19 protein-coding genes are annotated in these 16960 nt (G+C 58.7%); 11 read left to right on the top strand and 8 right to left on the bottom strand.

Translation table 11 applies throughout. The features are described from left to right. Positions 1 to 49 precede the first annotated feature (49 nt). Entirely contained in the window at positions 50 to 862 is an 813-nt protein-coding gene (proC, locus tag K7H94_RS14290; RefSeq protein ID WP_222951221.1) for a pyrroline-5-carboxylate reductase, read from the bottom strand. A gap of 144 nt (positions 863 to 1006) precedes the next feature. Between proC and K7H94_RS14285 the strand changes: the two genes are divergently transcribed. Next, positions 1007 to 1450, top strand: a complete 444-nt coding sequence (locus K7H94_RS14285) for a YaiI/YqxD family protein (protein WP_010616571.1) — start codon at positions 1007 to 1009, stop codon at positions 1448 to 1450. Here K7H94_RS14285 and K7H94_RS14280 read toward each other — a convergent pair whose 3' ends face one another. Beyond that, positions 1451 to 2137 (bottom strand): DUF2076 domain-containing protein, encoded by a 687-nt coding sequence (locus tag K7H94_RS14280; protein ID WP_058775202.1) that lies wholly within the window; start codon positions 2135 to 2137, stop codon positions 1451 to 1453. It abuts the gene before it with no gap. Between the two features lie 332 nt (positions 2138 to 2469). Between K7H94_RS14280 and aroL the strand changes: the two genes are divergently transcribed. Both aroL and K7H94_RS14270 read left to right on the top strand, forming a co-directional pair. Next, positions 2470 to 2994, top strand: coding sequence for a shikimate kinase AroL (aroL, locus tag K7H94_RS14275; RefSeq protein WP_021507230.1), 525 nt, complete (start codon positions 2470 to 2472; stop codon positions 2992 to 2994). A 110-nt stretch (positions 2995 to 3104) separates the two neighbouring features. Further along, on the top strand, positions 3105 to 3296 hold the full coding sequence (locus K7H94_RS14270; RefSeq protein WP_021507229.1) for a YaiA family protein: 192 nt from the start codon (positions 3105 to 3107) through the stop codon (positions 3294 to 3296). A 76-nt stretch (positions 3297 to 3372) separates the two neighbouring features. Here the strand turns inward: K7H94_RS14270 and K7H94_RS14265 are convergent, their stop codons facing one another. After that, on the bottom strand, positions 3373 to 3567 hold the full coding sequence (locus tag K7H94_RS14265) for a hypothetical protein (RefSeq protein ID WP_222951220.1): 195 nt from the start codon (positions 3565 to 3567) through the stop codon (positions 3373 to 3375). Between the two features lie 17 nt (positions 3568 to 3584). On the opposite strand from K7H94_RS14265, the gene K7H94_RS14260 reads away from it, so the two are divergent. The 5 genes from K7H94_RS14260 to ppnP all read left to right on the top strand — a co-directional run bounded on the left by K7H94_RS14260 (position 3585) and on the right by ppnP (position 8102). Beyond that, entirely contained in the window at positions 3585 to 4343 is a 759-nt protein-coding gene (locus tag K7H94_RS14260) for an IclR family transcriptional regulator (protein ID WP_058757986.1), read from the top strand. A gap of 182 nt (positions 4344 to 4525) precedes the next feature. Then, on the top strand, positions 4526 to 6085 hold the full coding sequence (locus K7H94_RS14255; RefSeq protein WP_104092635.1) for an OPT/YSL family transporter: 1560 nt from the start codon (positions 4526 to 4528) through the stop codon (positions 6083 to 6085). Between the two features lie 15 nt (positions 6086 to 6100). Further along, entirely contained in the window at positions 6101 to 7033 is a 933-nt protein-coding gene (locus K7H94_RS14250) for a DUF1177 domain-containing protein (protein WP_058775205.1), read from the top strand. Between the two features lie 2 nt (positions 7034 to 7035). Beyond that, entirely contained in the window at positions 7036 to 7713 is a 678-nt protein-coding gene (locus K7H94_RS14245; RefSeq protein WP_058758052.1) for an AroM family protein, read from the top strand. A gap of 104 nt (positions 7714 to 7817) precedes the next feature. Further along, positions 7818 to 8102 carry a pyrimidine/purine nucleoside phosphorylase gene (gene ppnP, locus K7H94_RS14240; RefSeq protein WP_010616577.1) on the top strand — a complete coding sequence of 95 codons (285 nt, stop codon included), beginning with the start codon at positions 7818 to 7820 and terminating at the stop codon, positions 8100 to 8102. A gap of 196 nt (positions 8103 to 8298) precedes the next feature. On the opposite strand, the gene rdgC is transcribed toward ppnP, so the two are convergent. Further along, the gene (gene rdgC / locus K7H94_RS14235; protein ID WP_021507129.1) at positions 8299 to 9210 is read right to left on the bottom strand and encodes a recombination-associated protein RdgC; all 912 of its coding nucleotides are present in this window, start codon (positions 9208 to 9210) and stop codon (positions 8299 to 8301) included. A gap of 147 nt (positions 9211 to 9357) precedes the next feature. Here rdgC and mak point away from each other — a divergent pair, with 147 nt between their 5' ends. After that, positions 9358 to 10269 carry a fructokinase gene (gene mak, locus K7H94_RS14230; protein WP_021507130.1) on the top strand — a complete coding sequence of 304 codons (912 nt, stop codon included), beginning with the start codon at positions 9358 to 9360 and terminating at the stop codon, positions 10267 to 10269. Between the two features lie 59 nt (positions 10270 to 10328). On the opposite strand, the gene K7H94_RS14225 is transcribed toward mak, so the two are convergent. The 3 genes from K7H94_RS14225 to eat all read right to left on the bottom strand — a co-directional run bounded on the left by K7H94_RS14225 (position 10329) and on the right by eat (position 13971). Then, complete coding sequence (locus K7H94_RS14225; RefSeq protein ID WP_222951219.1) at positions 10329 to 11261, bottom strand: LysR family transcriptional regulator; 933 nt, start codon at positions 11259 to 11261, stop codon at positions 10329 to 10331. Positions 11262 to 11398: 137 nt separating this feature from the next. Further along, complete coding sequence (locus tag K7H94_RS14220) at positions 11399 to 12397, bottom strand: aldo/keto reductase (RefSeq protein ID WP_058757982.1); 999 nt, start codon at positions 12395 to 12397, stop codon at positions 11399 to 11401. 209 nt (positions 12398 to 12606) lie between these two features. Then, the gene (eat, locus tag K7H94_RS14215; RefSeq protein ID WP_058758051.1) at positions 12607 to 13971 is read right to left on the bottom strand and encodes an ethanolamine permease; all 1365 of its coding nucleotides are present in this window, start codon (positions 13969 to 13971) and stop codon (positions 12607 to 12609) included. Positions 13972 to 14238: 267 nt separating this feature from the next. Between eat and K7H94_RS14210 the strand changes: the two genes are divergently transcribed. Both K7H94_RS14210 and qhpR read left to right on the top strand, forming a co-directional pair. After that, positions 14239 to 15243 (top strand): phosphotransferase enzyme family protein, encoded by a 1005-nt coding sequence (locus K7H94_RS14210; protein WP_222951218.1) that lies wholly within the window; start codon positions 14239 to 14241, stop codon positions 15241 to 15243. A gap of 217 nt (positions 15244 to 15460) precedes the next feature. After that, positions 15461 to 16600, top strand: coding sequence for an AraC-like transcriptional regulator QhpR (gene qhpR, locus K7H94_RS14205; protein WP_059010580.1), 1140 nt, complete (start codon positions 15461 to 15463; stop codon positions 16598 to 16600). On the opposite strand, the gene K7H94_RS14200 is transcribed toward qhpR, so the two are convergent. Continuing rightward, the gene (locus K7H94_RS14200; RefSeq protein WP_245001375.1) at positions 16515 to 16862 is read right to left on the bottom strand and encodes a cell envelope integrity TolA C-terminal domain-containing protein; all 348 of its coding nucleotides are present in this window, start codon (positions 16860 to 16862) and stop codon (positions 16515 to 16517) included. The two genes, qhpR and K7H94_RS14200, sit on opposite strands and share 86 nt — an antisense overlap. Positions 16863 to 16960: the final 98 nt, after the last annotated feature.

Below are 16960 nucleotides of genomic sequence, written 5' to 3'. Positions count from 1 at the left end.
CCCTCTCCCGCCTGCGGGAGAGGGTTAGGGTGAGGGGAAACCCGCACCATCACTGCTTACTCAGCGCCTCGGACTTCGCCATGCACTGCTGCATCGCGCCCATCACCGCAGCGCGGAAGCCTTTCTCTTCCAGCACCTTCACCGCTTCAATGGTGGTGCCGCCCGGTGAGCACACCATATCTTTCAGTTCGCCAGGATGTTTGCCGGTCTCAAGCACCATCTGGGCGGAACCTTTTACCGCCTGCGCCGCAAACTGATAAGCCTGCGCCCGCGGCATGCCGCCCAGCACGGCGGCATCAGCCATCGCTTCGATAAACATAAACACGTAAGCCGGTGCCGAGCCGCTGACACCCACCACGGCATGAATCAGATACTCGTTCACCACCGCCGCTTTGCCGAAGCTCTCAAAAATGGTCACCACCTCGTCCACTTCCTGCGGTTCCACCAGCACGTTCGGCGTAATAGAGGTCATGCCTTCATTGACCAGCGACGGCGTATTCGGCATCACGCGGATGATTTTACGGTCGTGGCCGAGCACCGCCGCCAGCGAATCCAGCGTCACACCTGCAGCAATCGACACCACCAGCGCATCTTTCTTCAGCTGGCCGGTCAGATCCTTGAGCACTTTGAGAATCACGTTGGGTTTCACCGCGCCAAACAGAATGTCCACTTCACGGGCCAGACTCTCGACGCTTTCCGCCGCCGTCACGCCATACTGCTGCGCCATCGCCTGGTTGGTGTCGGGTTTTCGATCGTGCACCCAGATATTGGCCGGGGCGATCTGCCCGCTGTTCACCAGGCCGCTGATGATGGCTTTCGCCATATTGCCGCAGCCGACAAACCCGATTTTCTTCTCCAGCATCGCTTTATCCTTAACGTGGTTCGGTTTTCTCAGTGGGTTAGCTTACGTCAGCGGCGGTGAATAACAAGTCGCGCACAAATAACATTTGCCATTCGCGGCCAGCGCGGCAAGATCGCAGGCATTGCCCGTTAATAAGGATTAAACATGTCGATTTGGGTGGATGCCGATGCGTGTCCCAATGTCATCAAAGAGGTGCTGTATCGCGCCGCTGAGCGCACCAAAGTCACCGTGACCTTCGTTGCTAACCAGCCGCTGCGCGTACCGCCGTCGCCGTTTCTGAAAACGCTGCAGGTAGCTGCCGGCTTTGATGTGGCCGATAACGAGATTGTGAAACGCGTGCAGCCGGGCGAGCTGGTGATTACCGGCGATATTCCGCTGGCAGCAGAAGTGCTGGAGAAAGGGGCGGCAGCGCTGAATCCGCGCGGGGAGCGTTACAGCAGCGATACCATTCGCCAGCGTCTGACCATGCGCGATTTTATGGAAACGATGCGCGCCAGCGGCATTCAGAGCGGCGGCCCGTCGGCATTAAGCCCACGTGACCGCCAGCAGTTTGCTAACGAACTGGATAAATGGTTACGTCAGCGTTAATCAGACGAAACTGTCGTCGTCGTCAAAATCACCGCCGCTGCCGAAATCGTTGAAATCATTGTTATCGGCAAAGCTGTTGTTGTCCCAGCCTGAATTGTCATTCAGGAAGGCATTGTTGCTGTCATTGCCGTTGAAGGTGTCCAGATTATCATCCACCTGCGGCAGCGCCGGTTCGTTGATGATATTGACGATCTCTTCCGGCTGCGAATGGTGGAACAGGCTGGTGAGCATGTCCGCCATCACCACACCGCCGGCCACGCCGACAGCCGTTTGCAGTGCGCCACCCAGGAAGCCGGTACCGCGCGCCGGTGCAGCATACTGCTGCTGAGGCGGTGCGGCATATTGTGGCTGTTGCGGTGCGCTGTTCCATGCCGGCTGTTGCGGCTGCGCCGGGCGTGAGCCGCCGCCAAACAGGCTCGACAGGAAACCGCCGCTGCTTTGCTGCGGGGCCTGCTGCTGCGCCTGCGCCAGACGGCTCTCCAGCTCCGATACCTGCGCGTTGAGCTTTTTCATCGCCGCTTCCTGAATCAGGATCGCCTGCGCCATGTAGTAGGGCGCACCGGGCTGGCTCTGTAAATGCTGATTGATTAACTGTTCGGCACCGGCATCACGCGGGCCGCTCTGGCTTTCTGCCTGTTTCAGACGGCTGAACAGGCTTTCAATAAGTTGTTGTTCCTGGCTCTGCATGGTGAACCTCCGGTTAGGCATAGCGTGTTGTTCTTCAGGCGACCAACAGGACGTCCGTTGCCTGAACTATAAAGCGTATATGCGGGCTGCGTGACAGAAAGTAAATCAGCGGCCTGGTAAGCAAATGTTGCCCCGCGCTTACAAATCGCCTGATGCACGAAATGCGCATCGTTTTCCCGTTAAAAATCAAAATAATGGCATTAGCTATCGCTGAAATACGCGTAATTCGTGCTTCGCGGCTGGCTGATAAAATAAAATCCAGGTATCATGCGACGCATTATTGACCTGATGACGTTGCCCGCGCGGCAGACTACGGCGGAGGATGAGCCCGGATGTCATTACCCATCTATCTGATCGGCGCACGCGGTTGCGGTAAAACCACCATTGGCCAGGCGCTGTCGCAAGCGCTGGGCTATGCCTTTCGTGACACCGACCACCACCTGCAGCTCACCACACAGCGCAGCGTGGCAGAGATTGTGGCGACGGAAGGCTGGGACAGCTTTCGCGCGCGTGAAAGTGAATCGCTGCGGGCGGTTACCGCGCCTGCCAGCGTAATCGCCACCGGCGGCGGCATGGTGCTGGCTGATGTCAATCGCCACTTCATGCGCGAGCATGGCCAGGTCATCTGGCTCAACGCGCCCTCTGGCGTGCTGGCCGATCGGCTGGAGCGTCAGCCAGAAGCGGCACAGCGTCCGACCCTGACCGGCCGGCCCATCGCGGAAGAGATGGAAGATATCCTGCGTGAACGCGCGCAGCTCTATCGTCAGGCCGCGCACCATGAAGTCAACGCGATGCAGGCACCGGAGCAGGTGGTGGAACATATTCTGCAATCGCTGTCTCTCGCCCGCGCCAGCTAACTGCCTAAGAATTCTCCCTCTTTTTTACAGCGATCCTCGATTGTCTATACTGAATAGCAGGCAGAGGATCATCGCTGTCTGTGTGGAAACCTGACATAAGAGGGAAAACGATGCCAACCAGACCACCCTATCCGCGAGAAGCGCGCATTGTTGCCGTTGAAAAAGGGCAGGCGGGCAATACCGTCACCTGGTATGAATTACGGGCCGACCATCCACGTCCGGATACCTTAATTAGCGAACATAAATCGGAAGCGGAAGCGCAGGATGCCAAAGACCGCTATGAAGATGTGGAAAAAGAATAATCCCGGCGGGCAGGGATGCCCGCTTTAGCTTAATTACGTCCGGTCGCTAAATAGATTTTTTATTTTCCCTGATGCGCTAATTACGGCGATAAAAGCTGCCGTCTTTTCTGTTTAATCGCTCTCCTGCCTGATAACGTCTTTTTATTTTGCCTTTAGCCCTTATTTTCTGCTGCCTTAAATAGCCTGCGTTTTGTCCGGTGCAAAATTTGCGCTTGACCGATAAACCGTCGCGTTTTACTTTCAGGTTATCGATACAGGAACTCAGTTCCATATAGTGAAACCAGCGCCATGACCACACTCGAAAATGCCGCCGCCGTGCTTAAGCTGTTTCAGCGCTTTGGCGTGGCGCAGGGCCATCCCGGCCTGACCTTTACCGAGGTGGTGGAGGCGCTGGGGCTGCCGAAAAGTACCGTGTCGCGCCTGCTGGCGACCATGGAAAGCGAAGGTTTACTGGAGCGCGATCCCGACAGCCGCTGTTTTCAGATTGGCCGCGTGCTGTTGTCCGTTGCCGGGCATTATCTTTCGACACCGCTGATTGACAGCGCATCGGCGCCAATGGCGCGCCTGGCGGCCAGCAGCGGCTGCATGGGCTATATCTCGGTGCTGGACGGGGACGATGTGCTGGTGATGCGCATGTACCACGGTCGCTTCTTTACCCAGCTGGTGACGCCGCCTGGTACACGGGTATCGGTTACCGGCACGTCGACCGGCCGCGTGCTGTTAGCGCAGCTGAGCGATGACGAGGTGCGCGCGCGCTTCAGCGATAATTGGCAAACCGCGTCGATCAATTCACCGCTGAACATCGATGCACTGTGCAAAGAGCTGGCATTGATTCGTCAGCAGGGCTGGGCACTGGCCCGCAATGAAACGCTGCCTGGCATTAGTTCGCTTGCCGTAGCGGTAACCAATAAACACCGCGGTGAAAGTGCCGCACTTTGTCTCTCATTTCTTTCGCAGGAAGCGGCCCCGGGTTATCCGGAAGCGCTGCTCAGCGAATTGCGCGCAACGGCTGCACTGATGGCCGAAAAATACGGCGCAGCGTCCTGAATAAAACAGGACAACCCTAATTTGATTTCAAGGCGTAATACTTCGCGCCACACCGGGGAAATAGCAGGTCTTCGGACCTGCTTATTTCAATAATCAGGGAACGATGAATAAAACGTTGAGGTTCCGCGTGTCGGGCACAATGTCATTGCGCGTTTTCTACAGGGTGAAAATACGGGGATAATATGCGTCTGGATAATCCAATAAAAAATATTGGCGTGGGCCTGATGCTGGTTCTGCTGTCAGTTGCAGGGGCCATCATTGGGGTACAGCTGATCACAACTATTGGGGTAACGCCCAATACTTCTATTATCGGCGCGCTATTTGCCATGCTGCTGGCGCGCATTCCACTGCAGTGGTTTCGCCGCTACCGTTCGGTTGAAGTGCAAAACCTTGCACAGACCGCCATCTCTTCCGCCACCTTCGGCGCTGCCAACAGCCTGCTGATGCCGATTGCCGTGCCGTGGGCGCTGGGTGAGCCGCAGCTGGTGCTGCCGCTGTTTGTCGGCGTCAGCGCGGCAATGCTGCTGGATGCGTGGCTGCTGTATCGTCTGTTCGACACGCGCGTGTTCCCGGCCAGCAATGCATGGCCACCGGGCGTGGCAGCGGCAGAAGCGATCAAAGCCGGTGATAAGGGCGGTCGCCAGGCGTGGCTGCTGGTGGCTGGAATCGTGGGCGGCGTCGCGGGCTCGATGCTGAAAATCCCGATGTCCGCCTTTGGTACGGCATTCATTGGCAATATCTGGGCGCTGACCATGCTCGGCATCGGCTTCCTGCTGCGTGCCTATGCGCAACCGGTTGCCGGTATTGATATTAATGCGCTGTACATTCCGCACGGCGTCATGGTCGGAGCCGGTCTGGTGGCGCTGATTCAGGTGGTGCAGGTGATTCGCAGTCGCCGTCACGACAACCTCAACGTCAGCCGCAGCGACAGCGAAGTCAAACGCGCGCTCGGCCTGGGGACTGTCGGCTATATCGTAATCTCGGCACTGCTGGCGCTGGGTGGCGGGCTGTGGAGCGAGATGGGCCTGCCGATGCTGCTGCTGTTTATTATTTACGCGGCCTTTGCCGCCTTTGTGCATGAGCTGATTGTCGGCATCGCCGCCATGCACTCGGGCTGGTTTCCGGCCTTCGCGGTGGCGCTGATCACCCTGATCCTCGGCATCCTGCTCGGCTTCCCGCCGCTGGCGCTGTGCCTGCTGTGCGGCTTCACCGCGGCCACCGGTCCGGCCTTTGCTGATATGGGCTATGACCTGAAGGCCGGCTTTATTCTGCGCGGTAACGGGGCCGATGTGCAGCAGGAGCTGTGGGGCCGCCGCATCCAGCTGATCGCCGCGATGATCGCTTTCGTCATCGCAATTCCGGTGGTGTGGTATGCGCATAACCTGTTCTTTGTCGACAACCTGCTGCCGCCGGTGGCGCGCGTTTACGCCAAAACCATTCAGGCCGGCGCTGAACCGGGCATTGCCGGCAGCCTGCTGATGTGGGCGATTCCGGGGGCGATTATTCAGCTGATCGGCGGGCCTAAGCGCCAGCTCGGCGTGCTGTTAGCCACCGGTCTGTTAATCAACAACGCCGCCGCAGGCTGGGCGGTGCTGGTCGGGATTGCGTTACGTGTCCTGATCCTGCGCGTGTGGGGCGAGCGTGGACGTTCACCGATGGAGGTGATGGCCGCTGGATTCATTGCGGGCGACGCGCTGTACAGCTTCTTCCACTCACTTTTTGCCAGTAGCAGTAAGAAATAATCCAGGGATTTAGCGATGAGTTTACAGCAGACACTACAGGTTTTTGAGTTACTCGACAGCGCCTGCGTGGATGGCCAGCAGGTGGTCGATCTGTTCGCCGCCTATCCTGGCGTGCAAGCCAGCTTTAAGCGCGTCAGCGGGCCAAAAGGGCGCACCGATTTTGTGCGCATCGACATTCCGGGCGCCCAGGGCAAAAGCCGGGGCGGCAGCGCGCCGACGCTGGGGATCATTGGCCGTCTCGGCGGCATCGGTGCGCGCCCGACGCGCATCGGCATGGTGTCCGACGCCGACGGTGCGGTTGCTGCGGTGAGCAGCGCGCTGAAGCTGGCACAGATGCAAACCAAAGGCGACGTGCTGGCTGGCGACGTGATCGTAACCACCCATATTTGTCCGGATGCGCCGACCCGGCCGCACGAGCCGGTGGACTTCATGGATTCGCCCTGTGACGACATCACCATGAATGACAACGAAGTGGTTGCGGGCGTCGACGCGATTCTCTCTATCGATACCACTAAAGGAAACCGCATCCTCAACCATAAGGGCTATGCGCTGTCTCCCACGGTGAAAGAGGGCTACATCCTGCGCGTGTCGGAAGATTTGCTGCGCATCATGGAGATGACCAGCGGTCAGCCTGCGGTGACGTTCCCGATCACTACACAGGACATCACCCCTTACGGCAACGGCGTGTATCACCTCAACAGCATCCTGCAACCGTCCACCGCCACCGATGTGCCAGTGGTGGGCGTCGCAATTTGTGCGCAATCCGTGGTGCCTGGCTGCGGCACCGGCGCCAGCCATGAAGTGGACATCGCGGCGACCGTGCGCTTTGCGGTGGAAGTGGCTAAAGAGTTTGGCCGTGAGACCTGCCAGTTTTATGACCCGCAGGAGTACGCGCTGCTGCTATCTTTGTATGGTAGCCTCAGCCACCTGCGCAGCCGGAAAGCCTGATGATGAAACCGTCGCTAGTAACCTTAACCATTGGCCAGTCACCGCGTAGCGATATTTTGCCGCTGCTGCAGGAGCATTTGCCCGCCGACGCCGTCGCGCATGCCGGTCTGCTGGATGGCCTGACGCTGGCCGAAGTGGAGCAGTTATACGCTCCCGCGCCGGGCGATAAAGTGCTGGTTTCGCGCATGAGCAGCGGCGAACAGGTACGGCTGGCGGCGGCCACCGTCGAACAGGGACTGCAGCGTAAAATTACCGCGCTGGAGCAGCAGGGTTACGACACCATTCTGCTGCTGTGTACCGGTGAGTTCGGCACGCTAAAAACCACGTCGGCGCTGCTGCTGGAGCCGGATCGCATCATTCCGCCGCTGGTCAGCGCCATCGTACAGGCGCACAAAATCGGTATCGTGGTGCCGGTTGAGGAGCAGATCGCTGAGCAGGCCAGCAAATGGCGTAACCTGCAAAGCTCGCCCTGTTTTGCCGTCGCCAGCCCATACCTGGCGCAGCAGAGCGAACTGATGGAAGCCGGACTGACTTTGCAGGAGCAGGGCGCTGATGTGGTGGTGCTCGACTGTATCGGTTATCACCAGAAACACCGCGATTTCCTGCAGAACATGCTGGGCATTCCGGTGCTGCTGTCGAATGTGCTGGTGGCGAAACTGGCGGCTGAACTGATCGTCTGATCGAGGCCGATCACAACTTGCGACGGGCGGCGCTAATTCGCGTGACAGATCAGCGAGTTCCCTTGTAATCTGCCGGTAACCCTAATGTGCTGTGAGGAAGTAACATGCTCAACGTAAGTGAGTATTTCGACGGAAAAGTGAAATCCATTGGTTTCGACAGCGTGACCATTGGCCGGGCCAGCGTTGGCGTGATGGCGGAAGGCGAATACACCTTTGGTACCGGCCAGCCAGAAGAGATGACGGTAGTGAGCGGCGCGCTGAAAGTGCTGCTGCCGGGCGAAGCCGAGTGGAAATGGTACGAAGCCGGATCGGTATTTAACGTGCCGGGCCACAGCGAATTCCACCTGCAGGTGGCGGAGCCAACGTCTTACCTGTGCCGCTATCTTTAAGCGTTAAAGCAGCATCCATTATCAACCGGTAAAGCCTGTGCGGCGTTACCGGTTTTTTTTATGCGCCAGAATGGGGTGTGGGCTGCGGTCAGCATAAATGCTGACCCTACAGGTATGAATCAGCATATTTGCAGGGGCGCCATTCATGGCGACCGTTAAACACATCCGTACTATCCTTCCAGCCGGCGATGCCCGCTTAACGCTGCGCTTCGCCGCCTAACGCTTCCACCAGATTGCTGATCAATGCCGCCAGCTCACTGGTCATCAGAATGAAATCGGCATCAAAACGCTGGGCGAAATCATCGCGATCGATATCGTCATTCTGCTCGCGCAGCGTGTCGCTGAACTTCAGACGCTTCACCGAGGCGTCATCGGCGATCACCAGCTGAATACGCTCCTGCCAGTCGAGCGCCAGTTTGGTGACCACTTTACCGGCTTCGATGTGGGTGGCGATCTCGTCGGAAACCAGATCCTGCTTTTTACAGCGGATCACGCCGCCATCTTCCAGTATCGCCTTCAGCTCAGCCTCGTCCATCAGGGTGAAACCCGCCGGCAATTCACCGGAGCGCACCCATTCGGTCAGCGTCAGCTCGATCGGATTTTCCAGCGTCAGCGGCACCACCGGCAGCGAGCCGAGGCTCTTACGCAGTAACGCCAGCGTATCTTCCGCTTTCTTCGCGCTGGCGCAGTCGACGATGATCAGATTGTTGACGGTGTCGATCCACATAAAGGTCTGACTGAAACGGCTGAAGGCGCGCGGCAGCAGGCTGTGCAGCACTTCATCTTTCAGCGAATCCTTTTCGGTCTTTTTCAGCTTGCGGCTCTGTTCCGCTTCCAGCTTCTCAATTTTGGCTTCCAGCGCCTGCTTCACCACCGGCGACGGCAGAATTTTCTGCTCGGTGCGGGCACAGATCACTATCTGACCGTTAATCACATGCGTCAGCGCTTCGCTGCGGTTGCCCATCGGCGAGACCCAGCCGGTTTTGGCCATGTCCTGGCTGCCGCACGGCGTGAAGGTGAAGGCGTCGAGCTGTTTTTCCAGATCGTCTGCGGACAGCGGGATGTCCCGATTCAGACGATAAACCATCATATTTTTAAACCACAACATCAGGATTCCTTACCGTGGGTGCGATCGGGCGCACAAGTCTAAAACAGTCAGCGCGCATGATAGCGAAACATCGGAGTGGTTTCATTGCCTTTCCCGATTCAGCCTTCTACTGTATCTGTCACCTGAACGAATAATGAGGAATAAATCGTGCGTATCGGTATTGATTTAGGCGGCACCAAAATTGAAGTGATTGCGCTGTCTGACCAGGGCGAGGAGCTGTTTCGCCACCGCGTGAATACCCCGCGTGACGACTACGCGGCCACGGTGCAGGCGATTGTCGATTTAGTCCTGCTGGCGGAAGCGCAGACCGGGCAGCAGGGAACGGTCGGCATCGGCATTCCCGGCACGATTTCTCCTTATACCCAGCGGGTAAAAAATGCTAACTCGACGTGGCTCAACGGCCAGCCGCTGGACAAAGATTTGGCGCGTGCGCTGAATCGTGACGTGCGCATCGCCAACGACGCGAATTGCCTGGCGGTTTCCGAAGCGGTCGATGGCGCAGGCGCAGGCCAGCCGCTGGTGTTTGCGGTGATCATTGGCACCGGTTCCGGCGCAGGCGTGGCCATCAACGGAGAATCACGCATTGGCGGTAACGGTAACGCAGGCGAGTGGGGGCACAATCCGCTGCCGTGGATGGATGAAGATGAACTGCGCTATCGCGCGGAAGTGCCGTGCTATTGCGGGCTGCAGGGCTGCATTGAGACGTTTGTCTCCGGCACCGGCTTCGCCATTGATTATCAGCGTCTCAGCGGACAGGCGCTGAAGGGCGCGGAGATCATCCGGCTGATCGAGCAGCAGGATCCGGTAGCCGAGCTGGCGATGAGCCGTTATGAAACGCGGCTGGCCAAATCGCTGGCGCAGGTGGTTAACCTGCTCGATCCGGATGTGATCGTGCTCGGCGGCGGCATGAGCAACAACGATCGGCTGTACCAGACGGTGCCGACGCTGATGAAACAGTGGGTGTTCGGCCGCGAGTGCGAAACGCCGGTGCTGAAAGCGGTGCACGGTGACTCCAGCGGCGTGCGCGGTGCCGCCTGGCTGTGGCCGGTGAAAGGGTAGCGTAACGACGCTTTATGCGTGCTTACCCCTCTTCCAGCGGAAGAGGGGGCCGAAGCGGGTCAGTGTTGGCTTAACTGACCGGTGTGACACACGATATCGTGCGCATGCAGCACGGCTGGCCGGTTTTCATTCAGTCGGATGGCGGCATAAATATCGATATGCAGTTTTTGCGCTTCATCGTCAGCCAGTGCGCGATAACACAACCCTTCCTGATGAAAGGTACATTTCGACTGCGGCATCAGGGCAAAGCCTTTTCCTCGGGCAATGTGTGTCAGCATAACCAGTGAATCATCGGGCTCTTTAACTCTTTTAAGCGGGGTGTGGAGCTGTGAAAACAAGCGTTCACATTTATCGTAGAACGACGGATTGGCGCTTCTGGCAAACCAGAACAGCGGTAAATCACCGATCGCTTCCAGCGAGACTTTTTCTTTCAGGCTGGCCGGATGTCTGGCCGGCATTGCTACCAGCAACGGCTCACGACCGATCCACTGGTACTGAACGGTATCTTCGTGGCCGGTTGCCCTTTCGCCCGTCAGTACCAGGTCCAGGCGGTTTTTTGCCAGACACTGCAGCAACTGCGCAGACGTCAGATTGGGCGTTTCCACATCGTCGGCGGCGTCCAGTTTCAGCAGTTGCTGGTGAATGGGCGCAATCAGTGCAAAATTCAGCGTGCGGGTGAGGCCGATACGCAGGCGCTTTTCTGAAGAAAGCGAGCCAGGCTTGAGTTCATTCAGCGCCTGAAGGATCTTCTCCGCTTTGATTACCAGCGCCCGGCCAGCGTCCGTCAGACTAACGTCATGGGTGCTGCGGCTAAACAACGGCTGCTCCAGCACGGCTTCAAGGCGCTTAATCTGTCGGGTTAGCGGAGGCTGAGTCATTCTGAGCCGTTCGGCGGCCCGGCGAAAGTTCAGCTCGTGCGCAACCGCAAGAAAGCATTGAAGCTGTTTCACGCTGGGGAGATGGTTGCTGATAAGGTGCTCTGCCGTCGCCATAGAGTCCATCCGGGTAATCAAAGACGTTATTCTACCCCGCGAAAGATCAGCAGGATATGGGGTTAATCGGTCTGGACGCGCAGCAGGCTGGCGGCGCGACGTCCGAAAAAATAACCGGGCGTTACCCGGTTATGGCTTCAGGCATTAATGCTTTTCATCCCTTCCTGAGAATAGCGCTCGCCCCTGATCTCAATATGCTGGTGGATAGCGTTCAGTAAGGCGATATCTGCCTGCTCTAGCACGATATCGGCGGCCTGCGCATTTTCCGCCAGATAGCGGGTCTGTTTCGTTCCCGGAATGGGGATCAGTTTGTCGTACTGCGCCAGTAGCCAGGCCAGCGCAATCTGCCCTGGCGTGCAGCTGTACTTTTCAGCGAGCGGGTGCACCGCGTCAAGAAGCTGGGCGTTATGGTCGAGGCTGGATTGACTAAAGCGCGCATTATTTTTGCGGAAATCACCCTCAGCGAAGTCGCTGTTATGACGATACTTTCCGGTCAGAAACCCTCTGCCCAGCGGAGAGTAGGGAACTAAACCTATACCCAGCTCTTTCACCACCGGCAGAATCTCAGCTTCGATATCGCGCGTCCACAGTGAATATTCGGTTTGCAGGGCGGCGATCGGGTGGACGGCATGGGCCCGGCGCAGGGTTGAAGCAGAAACTTCACACAGGCCAATGTGGTTGATCTTACCCGCTTTAACGAGGCGGCTTAGGCATTCCATGCTCTCTTCAATCGGCGTAACCTGGCTCACGCGGTGAAGATAGAACAGATCGATGCGCTCAACGCCAAGCCTTTTAAGCGATTCATTACAGCAGCGGGTGATGTAGTCAGGTTGGTTGTTAATCGTCCGGGCATAAGCCTGGTCCGCAGGGCGATCGATTCCGCACTTGGTGGCAATGTTAAACTGCTCACGCGTGGTGTTATCCAGACCGGCAAGAAAGTGGCCAATCAGCCGCTCATTATGGCCCCGCCCGTACATATCCGCGGTGTCGATAAACGTGATATTCAGGTCGATAAGCGTGTGTAACAGCTGCAGTGAAGCGTGGTCGTCTGTCTGCCCATAAAATTCGCTCAGTCCCATGGCACCATAGCCGATCGAACTGACAGACAGGGTTTGCGATAAATGTCGGGTGTGCATAGTGGCTCCTTTTGTGGTTTTTTTGATTGTTGCACCCCGATTACGCGTAATGAATTGTCATTTTCGTCATGCAAAAAAGGTATCACAGCAGCAAGACCGGAGCGGTGCTGTGGTGGGATGGATTGAGTGCGTGGGGCAGAAAGAGACGGGTACACAAAGAGCTCTGTGTACCCGCCTCCGTTGCCTGAAGGGCAGGGGCAATGCGTTTGTTACTCGCCGACCAGCATGGAATCCTGCGGTGCGCGCTCGCGCTGGGCTTTGGTGGCGAGGAAGTAAAGGTAGCCGAGCACCATGATCGCCACAAACAATCCGCCGATTACCGGGTTAAACCACAGCATCGCCACCAGACACACCAGCGACAACACCAGTGCGATGCCCGGAACCAACGGATAGCCCGGCGCACGGAAGCTGCGCTCCAGGTCCGGTGCGCTGCGGCGCAGCTTAAACAGGCTCAGCATACTCATCAGGTACATCACGATCGCGCCGAACACTGCCATGGTGATCATCGCGGCCGTCAGCGTCATGCCCTGCAGATTGATCAGTCCGTCGCTGTAAATGGCGGCGATACCGATGACACCGCCGGCGATGATGGCGCGGTGTGGCGTCTGGAAGCGCGACAGCTTCGCCAGGCTGGGCGGCAGATAGCCCGCGCGCGCCAGGGCAAAGAACTGACGCGAGTAGCCAAGGATAATGCCGTGGAAACTGGCGACCAGGCCAAACAGGCCGATCCACACCAGCATATGCATCCAGTTAGAGTGCTCCCCGACGATCATCTTCATCGCCTGCGGCAGCGGATCGTTGATGTCCGACAGCTTGCGCCAGTCGCCCGCGCCGCCGGCCAGCAGCATCACGCCAATCGCCAGCACCACCAGGGTAAGAATGCCGCTGATGTAGGCTTTTGGGATGGTGCGCTTCGGATCTTTGGCTTCTTCGGCCGCCATGGCCGCGCCTTCAATGGCGAGGAAAAACCAGATAGCGAACGGGATGGCGGCAAAGATGCCGGACAGCGCTGGCATGCCAAAATGGTCGCTGCCGGCCCAGCCGTTGGCGGCGAAGTTAGCGACGCTGAAACCCGGCGATACCACGCCCATGAACACCAGTAGCTCCAGCACTGCCAGCACCGTCACCACCAGTTCGAACATCGCGGCCAGCTTCACGCCGAGAATATTCAGTGCCATAAACAACAGATAAGCCCCGACCGCCGCCGTTTTGGGGTTGAGATCGGGATACTGCACGTTGAGGTAGGCGCCAATCGCCATGGCGATGGCCGGCGGGGCGAACACGAATTCAATCAGCGTCGCCAGACCGGCAATCAGACCACCGGTTTCGCCAAATGCCCGACGGCTGTAAGCGAACGGCCCGCCAGCATGCGGAATCGCCGTGGTCAGTTCGGTAAAGCTAAAAATAAAGCAGGTATAAAGCGTGGCGATCAGCGCGGTGGTGATCAGGAATCCCAGCGTCCCGGCCACGCCCCAGCCATAGCTCCAGCCGAAATACTCACCGGAAATCACCAGTCCAACCGCAATACCCCATAAATGCAGGGTGCCCAGCGTGGGTTTTAGTTTGCCTGTCATCTTCATCTCCCCGTCATGCTTGTTGTGCGGCGTTGGCACCGCGCTATTGTGGGTTTGCGCTACAGTGAAGGGATAATGCCGCTGCCCGGGACGGGAAAACTTGACGCCGGCGCAGTGAGTTTTGTCCTCTGCGGTCAACTCGCTGCCAGAAAAAGCGCTGGCTGTACGCTGCGGTCAACTTTTGCTGTTCTGCGGTCAGGCAGTCAGGACGACCTCATCCCATGCTGATAACACTGGTTTATAGAGACTGATGCTGGAGAGTGATGAATGAGCGCCAAACAAGCCGAATCCCTGACCGATGCCGAGATCACCCTGCTGGCGCAACGTGCGCTGGCCTGCTATCCCGCCGCGCTGCACGGTGAGCTGCAATTGCTGTGCCGTTCGGAGAACGCCACCTTTTTGCTGCGTGCCGGCGGCAAACGCTACGCGCTGCGCCTGCACCGGCCGGATTACCACAGCAAAGCGGATATTCTCAGTGAACTGATGTGGCTCGATGCGCTGCGCGAGACCGGCATCATGGTGCCGCAGGCCATCCCGGCGCGCGACGGTGAAAGCGTGCTGACGCTGATGCTGGCGGACGGCAGCACGCGTCATGCGGTGCTGTTCCACTGGATTGACGGCGAGATGCCGACCACCGACGTCGATCCCAAAGCCTTTCAGCAGCTCGGGACCATCACCGCGCGCCTGCATCAGCACAGCCGCAGCTGGCAGAAACCCGAAGGTTTTCAGCGCATTATCTGGGATCATCACACCATGGTCAGCGAGCACAGCCACTGGGGGCGCTGGCAGGATGCGCCGCATCTCGATCCGGCCGATCACGGCATTATCGCAGCGGCGGTAGAGCGCGCCGGGCAGGCGCTGGCGGAATTTGGTAAAGAGCGCGATCGCTACGGCCTGATCCACGCCGATCTGCGTCTGACCAATCTGCTGCTGCACAAAGGCGAGACCCGGGTGATCGACTTCGACGACTGCGGCATGGGCTGGTATCTGCACGATCTGGCGGCCGCGATCAGCTTCGTCGAGCACCATCCGCGTGCGGCGGAGTGGGTGGATAACTGGATCCTCGGCTATGAACGCGTGGCGCACATCAGCGATGCTGAGATGGCGCTGGTGCCGACGCTACTGATCCAGCGTCGTATCCAAATGACGGCGTGGATGGGCACGCACGCCGATACCGAGATGGCGCTCAGCCTCGGGCCGCTCTGGGCCAGCCATTCGGTGCGGCTGTGCCGTCGCTATCTTGAGAGCAGCCAGCTGCCGGTAGGCGCGTGACCTGCACCAGCAGAGGGCAGCGGCGCGCGCTGATGGCGTAATCTGGTGCCTGCGCATCAAGCGCGCCGGCCGTCACAGGCACGCAGATCGCCGCCGGGAGCGCGCCAGCGGCGGCCAGGCGGTGCATTGCCTTGCACCGCGCGCCGTCGTGTGACGCTGGTATGAAAATTGCTGGATCCCTTCATTCTGTTATCCGCGCGATCCCTGAGAGGTTCCCATGCAATCACTCATCTCTGCTGCTGATGCCTTCAGCGCGTTTGCCACACCCGCCAGCAACCGTGGCGTTCTGGCCGCGGCGGCGACCGGTCTGAGCGCCTTCATTACGGATAAAGGTGGCGATGTCGATCGCATCTTTGGCATCAGCGGTATCGATTCCGAACTGCTGGCCAGCCCGACACTGAGCCTCGGGCTGGTGAACTATTGCCGCGTGATGGAAGAAGCGGCGCGCCACTCCGGCTTTGATAACTTCGGTTTGCATTACGGCAGGCAGTTCAAACCGCAGTCATTAGGGTTAATTGGCTACATCGGACTGTGCTCGCCGACGCTGGAGCAGGCGCTGCACAATGTGGTGAACGCGTTTCCCTGGCACCAGCACGATACGCTGACGCGGCTGGTGGACAAGGGCGACTGCTGGCGGCTCGATTATCAGGTGCGCCACGGAGCGATCCTGGCACGCCGTCAGGATGCGGAGCTGACGCTCGGCATGTTCCTCAACCTGATTCGCCACGTGGCGGGCAAAAACTGGGCGCCGCGCGAGGTGCACTTTGAACATCCGCGTCCGGAGCAGTGGCACGAGCACTGCAAAGTGTTTGATGCGCCGGTCTGGTTCGATCAGCCGTTTAACTCACTGTTGATCGCGAAACGCGACCTGCAGCGCGCCATGCCGGAGCAGGATGCGATGCTGCTGATGGTGATGCAGGATGCTATTCGCCGACTCAACAGCAGCGCCAGCGTGCAGAGCGTGGTCGAACAGGCGCGTTCGCAGGTCAGCCTGACGCTCATTCAGGGCGAACCGGTGCTGGAGGAGATCGCCGGCAAAATGGGGTTGTCGAGCTGGTCGCTGCAGCGACGCCTGCGCGAAGAGGGCATCAGCTTTAGCGCGCTGGTGGATAAGGTGCGCTGCGAAATGGCCACGCACTATCTGCAGCAAAGACAGCTGCCCATCTCGGAGATGGCGCTGCTGCTTGGCTATTCCGAGGTCAGCGCATTTTCCCGCGCCTTCCGCCGCTGGTTCGGCATCAGCCCGCGCCAGTGGCGCCAGGATGAGCTGGTTAGTCAGGCCGGTGCGGCGCAAAGCCAAACCACGCTGGCTGGTCGCGCTGCGGCGGAGGCGGTAAGCCGCGCGACTGACCAATAAGCTGCCACGCACGCAAACACAGCGCTTCGTCGCCCTGGGTTTGCGTCACCGTGTAGCGCCCACGGTTCTGCCACTCCAGGCGCACCCAGCACTGCTGTCCGGCATAGCGCGCCGCATCGTGAAACTGCTTATTGAGCTGCTGCTGCAGTGCTTCACTCCAGTGGCAGGCGGCGCTGTCAGCATCGCCCTGCGGCTGGCACTGATTGGCCAGGCTGGGGGCCGGCGCGGACACCTGCTGGCAGGCGCTGAGCCCCACCATCATTACTAACCCACCTGATAGTCTCGCTAATCGATTAATTAAATTCATTAATAAGCCTGCATTTTCGCTAAAGATTCCTGGCGCTGCTGCCGACAGTCTAC

This window comes from Pantoea dispersa (assembly GCF_019890955.1).
GTDB lineage: Bacteria > Pseudomonadota > Gammaproteobacteria > Enterobacterales > Enterobacteriaceae > Pantoea > Pantoea dispersa.
Note: the sequence above shows the minus strand (reverse complement) of the source record. Positions and strands in the feature narration are given on the sequence as shown.

Bases quoted from the DNA above. Each gene is read 5' to 3' on its own strand.
- proC (WP_222951221.1), bottom strand. From the start codon at position 862: ATGCTGGAGAAGAAAATCGGGTTTGTCGGCTGCGGCAATATGGCGAAA.
- K7H94_RS14285 (WP_010616571.1), top strand. From the start codon at position 1,007: ATGTCGATTTGGGTGGATGCCGATGCGTGTCCCAATGTCATCAAAGAG.
- K7H94_RS14280 (WP_058775202.1), bottom strand. From the start codon at position 2,137: ATGCAGAGCCAGGAACAACAACTTATTGAAAGCCTGTTCAGCCGTCTG.
- aroL (WP_021507230.1), top strand. From the start codon at position 2,470: ATGTCATTACCCATCTATCTGATCGGCGCACGCGGTTGCGGTAAAACC.
- K7H94_RS14270 (WP_021507229.1), top strand. From the start codon at position 3,105: ATGCCAACCAGACCACCCTATCCGCGAGAAGCGCGCATTGTTGCCGTT.
- K7H94_RS14265 (WP_222951220.1), bottom strand. From the start codon at position 3,567: ATGGAACTGAGTTCCTGTATCGATAACCTGAAAGTAAAACGCGACGGT.
- K7H94_RS14260 (WP_058757986.1), top strand. From the start codon at position 3,585: ATGACCACACTCGAAAATGCCGCCGCCGTGCTTAAGCTGTTTCAGCGC.
- K7H94_RS14255 (WP_104092635.1), top strand. From the start codon at position 4,526: ATGCGTCTGGATAATCCAATAAAAAATATTGGCGTGGGCCTGATGCTG.
- K7H94_RS14250 (WP_058775205.1), top strand. From the start codon at position 6,101: ATGAGTTTACAGCAGACACTACAGGTTTTTGAGTTACTCGACAGCGCC.
- K7H94_RS14245 (WP_058758052.1), top strand. From the start codon at position 7,036: ATGAAACCGTCGCTAGTAACCTTAACCATTGGCCAGTCACCGCGTAGC.
- ppnP (WP_010616577.1), top strand. From the start codon at position 7,818: ATGCTCAACGTAAGTGAGTATTTCGACGGAAAAGTGAAATCCATTGGT.
- rdgC (WP_021507129.1), bottom strand. From the start codon at position 9,210: ATGTTGTGGTTTAAAAATATGATGGTTTATCGTCTGAATCGGGACATC.
- K7H94_RS14225 (WP_222951219.1), bottom strand. From the start codon at position 11,261: ATGGCGACGGCAGAGCACCTTATCAGCAACCATCTCCCCAGCGTGAAA.
- K7H94_RS14220 (WP_058757982.1), bottom strand. From the start codon at position 12,397: ATGCACACCCGACATTTATCGCAAACCCTGTCTGTCAGTTCGATCGGC.
- eat (WP_058758051.1), bottom strand. From the start codon at position 13,971: ATGACAGGCAAACTAAAACCCACGCTGGGCACCCTGCATTTATGGGGT.
- K7H94_RS14210 (WP_222951218.1), top strand. From the start codon at position 14,239: ATGAGCGCCAAACAAGCCGAATCCCTGACCGATGCCGAGATCACCCTG.
- qhpR (WP_059010580.1), top strand. From the start codon at position 15,461: ATGCAATCACTCATCTCTGCTGCTGATGCCTTCAGCGCGTTTGCCACA.
- K7H94_RS14200 (WP_245001375.1), bottom strand. From the start codon at position 16,862: ATGATGGTGGGGCTCAGCGCCTGCCAGCAGGTGTCCGCGCCGGCCCCC.